At 66.8% G+C, this 2,097-nt stretch carries 3 protein-coding genes and 1 pseudogene; all 4 read right to left on the reverse strand.

Annotated features, from left to right (window positions below; translation table 11 throughout):
* Positions 1-43 precede the first annotated feature (43 nt).
* Positions 44-997, reverse strand: a complete 954-nt coding sequence (gene ccoP / locus DK459_RS19550; RefSeq protein ID WP_070541843.1) for a cytochrome-c oxidase, cbb3-type subunit III — start codon at positions 995-997, stop codon at positions 44-46.
* Positions 994-1,170 (reverse strand): cytochrome oxidase, encoded by a 177-nt coding sequence (locus tag DK459_RS19555; RefSeq protein ID WP_081397412.1) that lies wholly within the window; start codon positions 1,168-1,170, stop codon positions 994-996. The genes ccoP and DK459_RS19555 overlap by 4 nt, the downstream gene beginning before the upstream one ends.
* Positions 1,170-1,895 carry a cytochrome-c oxidase, cbb3-type subunit II gene (gene ccoO, locus DK459_RS19560; protein ID WP_070541837.1) on the reverse strand — a complete coding sequence of 242 codons (726 nt, stop codon included), beginning with the start codon at positions 1,893-1,895 and terminating at the stop codon, positions 1,170-1,172. The genes DK459_RS19555 and ccoO overlap by 1 nt, the downstream gene beginning before the upstream one ends.
* A gap of 10 nt (positions 1,896-1,905) precedes the next feature.
* Positions 1,906-2,097 (reverse strand): annotated as a pseudogene (locus tag DK459_RS30815) (cytochrome C oxidase Cbb3); the annotation flags it as partial.

The raw sequence follows: 2,097 nt of genomic DNA on the forward strand, positions 1-2,097 counted from the left end.
ACTGCTGACGCTTGCGGTTGACCCATCATCCATGGGGCAATGCCTAATCGGCCGGGCCGGCGGGCGCGGCCGGCTGCGCCTGCGCCTCGGGCTTGTTCGACAGGCCCCAGACCCAGGCCGTCAGGAGCTTGATCTGCACCGGCGTCAGGATGTCGCCGTGCGCCGGCATGTGATTTTCGCGCCCATCCAGGATGGTCTTGACGATGGACGCTTCCGAGCTGCCGTAAAGCCAGACTTCGTCGGTGAGATTCGGCGCGCCCAGGACCTGGTTGCCCTTGCCATCGACACCGTGACAGGCAATGCAGTAGGTCTGATAGCCGCGCTGGCCGCGCAATACCCGCTCCGGATCCGCGTCCAGCCCCGACAGCGACCGCACGTATTGCGCGATGTCGCCGGCGGCCTTGGGGGCGATGGCGGCTTTCCAGGCCGGCATCACGCCGACGCGGCCATAAGTGATGGTCTGCATGATGGTGTCGGGCGAGCCGCCATACAGCCAGTCCTTGTCGGCCAGGTTGGGAAAGCTGGGCCCGCCCTTGGCGTCGGAGCCGTGGCATTGCGCGCAGGTGTTCAGGAACAGGCGCTGGCCGATCTCCCGGGCGCCCGCGTCCGCGGCGATCTGCGGCACCGTCATGGTCTCGAAGCGCGCATAGATCGGGCGCACGGCCTCGGCCATCCTGGCCTGCTGCCGCGCCACTTCGTCGGCGCTGCTGTAGCCCAGCAGGCCTTGGTATGTTCCCAGGCCCGGCATCAGGAACAGGTAGCCCAGCGCGACCGCGCACGCCAACAGGAACATCCAGGTCCACCAGCCAGGCACCGGGTTGTTCAGTTCGGTCAGGTCGCCATCCCAGACATGGCCGGTGTCGTCCGCCTGGCCGCCGGCCGGCTTGGCGCCGAGCCAGCGGCGTTGCGAGTACAGCAGCGTCACGCAGAACACCACGCCGCCGACCGCGACGATGGAGATGAAGTAGCCCCAGAAGCCGCTGACGAAATCGCTCATGGCTGATCCGCTCCGTCTTGTTGTGCCGGCCCGAACTCATCGGGCAGCGCGAACGGCAGCATCGCCGATTCGTTGTTGGCGCCCTGGCGGCCGCGCGAGCAGGCCCACCAGACGATGCCGACGAAGGTTGCCATCGAGATCGCGGTGACGATTGCGCTTACGTAGGCCATGATCAACCTCCCGAGGCAGCGGGCTGCGCGGCGGCAGCGGGCTGCGCCGCCTTTCGGGCTTCTTCGGCCTTCCTGGCCTCTTCCGCCTTCCTGGCCTGCCGCGCCTTGCGCACGCCCACGCCCAGCCCTTGCAGATAGGCCACCAGCGCGTCCTCTTCGGTCTTGCCTTCGATGGCCTTGGGCGCGGCGGCGATCTCTTCGTCGGTATACGGCACGCCCAGGGCCCGCAGCGCGCGCATGCGCTGCTCGACGTTCTGGCCGGTGATCACCGTCTTTTCCAGCCAGGGATAGGCCGGCATGTTGGACTCGGGCACCACCAGGCGCGGGTTGCGCAGGTGGATGCGATGCCACTCGTCGGAGTAGCGTTCGCCCACGCGCGCCAGATCCGGGCCGGTGCGCTTGGAACCCCACAGGAAGGGATGGTCGTACATGGACTCCGCGGCCAGCGAGTAGGGGCCGTAACGTTGCACTTCGGCCGCCAATACACGAATCTGCTGCGAGTGGCAGCCCACACAGCCTTCGCGGATGTAGACGTCGCGCCCCATCAGGCGCAGCGGGCTGTAGGGTTCGACCCCCGCCACCGGCTGCGTGGTGCTGTGCTGGAAAAACAGCGGCACGATCTGCACCAGGCCGGCGAACGACACCACCAGGATACTGGCGATGATCATCCAGCCGATGTTCTTTTCGAGCGTCTGGTGGGAGAAAAAACCTTGTTGCTTGTTGGCCATGATGTCCTCGTCAAGCGGTGGCCGGCGCGCCGACGGCGTGGGCGGTGTCCGGCGGAATGGCGGGGTTGACCGCCTTCGCGCCGCTCACCGTCTTCCACACGTTCCAGGCCATGATCCAGATACCCGACAAGTAGAGCGTGCCGCCCAGCAGCCGGATCAGGTAATACGGCAGGCGCGTCTTGAGCTCTTCGACGAAGCTGTA

It is taken from the genome of Achromobacter sp. RW408, from assembly GCF_003184165.1.
Lineage (GTDB): Bacteria > Pseudomonadota > Gammaproteobacteria > Burkholderiales > Burkholderiaceae_B > Achromobacter > Achromobacter xylosoxidans.